Genomic DNA, 2784 nt, shown 5'->3' on the forward strand with positions numbered 1-2784 from the left:
TCGATAAGGATCGCCTCACCCTTCGGGTTCCCCTAACGAAAGCCAAGAGCAGCGGCCTGAGAAAACTGTCGGAACCTGCGGTGGTGGAGCAGGCCCTCGACCTCCTGAGCGGAAAGGCAATGGCCAAGCGCGGCGTGTGGAGCCGGCGCTCGAACGACCTTCAGGAGCGCATCGGGACCGGGCAGCTGACAGCTATTGCTGAAGTTTTGCGGGATCTCAATCGCGGCTCAGAGCAGCAGGAGGCTTCCTACAGCGAGCAGCAGATCTTCGAAGGCGCCCTGGACTTCATGATCAAGGAGGTGGCAGCATCCAGCCGGCTGACCCAGACCGAGGCTCGCAAGTTGATCGAACAGAGCTTGGCCAAAGCTCCTCACCTCAACAAGGCTAAGACCCTGGCCGAAGAACCGGAGGGGCCCGATGACGAAGCGGCGGCATAGGGAACGACCCTTCCCGTTGAACGAGAGACCGGTTAACGTTGAGTGCTGCTCCATCTAAGCTCAGGGCATTATTGGTATCATCGTGCTTCTACGGTAGCGTTGCCCCATCGATCTATTGGTACATCGGAATACTCGGAGCGGGTGCATGGTAACGCGAACTGCCCGTTTAAAGGATTTCACAACCGACGGGTATCCGGGCTGTGGGCTGCCGGTGCAGGTTCTGGCAGAGGATCACGTCGGCACATACATCCTTCCATTCCCGTGTGAGCGCATGAACGGGGAGTGGCGGAATGGGACGACCGGGGAGGCAGTCCAGGCCAGCATCATTGCATGGCGTGAGTTTCGGGTGGAGAGCAGAGATCCACGACGTCGCTAAGCAGCCCAGCTAAGCGAGAAAAGACGCCAACTATCCTAATGCGACGGCTCTGGGGTCGACCCCGCATGCAACTCCGACTTGATATCAAACCCAGATATGAACATCTCTTCGCGGAGAGCCGAGCCTATACAAACGGGTGAGGCCGATGAAGTGTACCTGAACCGCCGTATAGGTCCGACGCGAGAAGGTCGTCACTCTCAAGCCTACACCGAGTGTTCGCAATTTCTATGACACTTCAATGTTCCGCTATGCCTCTGCAGGTGGTACGCTCCGAGCCCAACGTTTAGGAGAAGCAGCTATGGCCAAAGGTGAACAGCGCGGTAACCGGGAGGCGAAGAAGCCAAAGAAGGAAAAGGCGAAGACGATTGCCGCTGCACCTTCGACAAAAGGAACCGTGGGCTCAAGCGCCGGATCCAAGAAGTAGCCCTCGCTGAAGCCGATCCAGCTCGCCTTTCGGCTTCAGCAGCCATTTGCCGCGACTTGCTCCCGAAGCCGGAGCTCTTTTAGTCAGGTTGCAACCCTAACCACGCATCAGCGGGGGAGGGCGGCCGGCTTTGAGCAGTTGCACAGGACCTATTCCGTTGAAGATGCGTCCTTGGTGCTATAGCGTACGACACAGGTGCACCACCACCTGCGACCCGGACGCCGCAAGCCTCGCCGCAACGTGCGGAGCGGCAAGGCGATGTCGGCAGAAGCCTTTGGCCATCCCATCTGACCGCCTGGCGACGCGAGAGCCCGTCTGGGGCTAAGCGCAGGCACCATCGCACTGAGCCTCGCGCTCCGCGCACGAGCTCGTCGGCGGGCCTCGCTCAATGCTTGCGAGCTTGTACCAGGTAAACGGGTACGGTCGACTCCCCGAGTGCCTTGCAGGCCTCCAGTCGATGCAGCCCCTCGACCAGGACAAAACGTTTGCCATCGGGCCGCACCAGGATAGGTACCTCTTGTCCTTTTGACAGCATGCTCTCGGCAAGTGCCTCAACCTTCTGCTGATCAAGGGTTTGACGCCGTTGGACGGGCACATAGACATCCTGGATTGCAACGATCTGCTTTTTCATCATCTCTGCTGCTCCAGCGTCATGACATGTTAAGCCGGAGCTTAGGCGCTGCTGATCGGGTTGCATAGGACCTGTTCCCGGATGAGACATCCATGCTGAAGATTGGTTTCGTTCACCATGAACCAAGTGCGGACTGTCTGCTGGCGTGCAGCATGCCACAGGGTGAGCATCCTCCTTCGTCGACAGACGCGATTGTAGATCTTGTGCCTAGTAATCAGGTCGGCGAACCCCTATATCGGATATGTCAGGTTCGCCTGACTATGATCGTAGAGGCAGAGTGGAATAGGCGTTTAGGACGCGGGTTCGATTCCCGCCGCCTCCACCACAAGCACACCGGCCGTCCAGGTACCGCAGGACGGGGTTTGGGCGACTGGCCTTTCGTTGAGGTCGGGCCGCTGCCCCGGTGTGTTTGTGAGGGGGGCGACATGGGTTCGACTGGGCGCAATAAAGGCTAGGTTGCGATTAGGCTGAGCTACGGCCTTGATAGTGCAAATTCATAAATGCCAACGACAACGTTGACATGGGTGCGGTGCGCCTCGCGGCGTAACCATCCGGGGCTCGGGATAGCCTAGCAACAGAAACGGCACCTTCGGGTGCCGTTCCCATTTTCAGACCCTTGACCTTCCCAGCTCGCGCTGCCCCCATAACAGAGAGACGAAGAACAAATGTTGGAGATTCAGGTCGGCGGCTACATCCGCGTTTCCAAGGGAACCACGGTCTTCCCGACTGGCGACGGCGTCGAGGCACCAGCCACGCGCGATCAGGTCGTGAAGGTCACCGATATCTTCGACGTCGACGTGAAGAGCGACAACTTCTATCTGCTTCTGCCGGACGAGATGCGGTTGCGGTACTTTGAGGCCAGCGGTGGCAAACGTCCCATCGACCAGGATATTCTCGAGTTCACGGATCGCCTGAC

4 protein-coding genes and 1 other RNA gene are annotated in these 2784 nt (G+C 58.7%); 4 read left to right on the forward strand and 1 reads right to left on the reverse strand.

Translation table 11 applies throughout. The annotated features are described in order from the left end of the window. Together DDF70_RS35875 and DDF70_RS37320 are read left to right on the forward strand one after the other, a co-directional pair. A partial coding sequence (locus DDF70_RS35875; protein WP_205772631.1) for a CarD family transcriptional regulator occupies positions 1–437 on the forward strand: 437 nt, incomplete at its 5' end. A gap of 614 nt (positions 438–1051) precedes the next feature. Further along, the gene (locus tag DDF70_RS37320) at positions 1052–1237 is read left to right on the forward strand and encodes a hypothetical protein (protein ID WP_162820911.1); all 186 of its coding nucleotides are present in this window, start codon (positions 1052–1054) and stop codon (positions 1235–1237) included. 385 nt (positions 1238–1622) lie between these two features. Here the strand turns inward: DDF70_RS37320 and DDF70_RS35885 are convergent, their stop codons facing one another. Next, positions 1623–1871, reverse strand: a complete 249-nt coding sequence (locus DDF70_RS35885; protein WP_114949204.1) for a ParB N-terminal domain-containing protein — start codon at positions 1869–1871, stop codon at positions 1623–1625. A 201-nt stretch (positions 1872–2072) separates the two neighbouring features. Here DDF70_RS35885 and ssrA point away from each other — a divergent pair. Together ssrA and DDF70_RS35895 are read left to right on the forward strand one after the other, a co-directional pair. Beyond that, positions 2073–2457: a transfer-messenger RNA gene (gene ssrA / locus DDF70_RS35890) on the forward strand. 76 nt (positions 2458–2533) lie between these two features. Then, positions 2534–2784: hypothetical protein (locus tag DDF70_RS35895; RefSeq protein WP_162820912.1), on the forward strand; the 251-nt coding region annotated here is incomplete at its 3' end.

Source organism: Microvirga calopogonii, from assembly GCF_003347665.1.
In the GTDB taxonomy this organism is placed as follows: domain Bacteria; phylum Pseudomonadota; class Alphaproteobacteria; order Rhizobiales; family Beijerinckiaceae; genus Microvirga; species Microvirga calopogonii.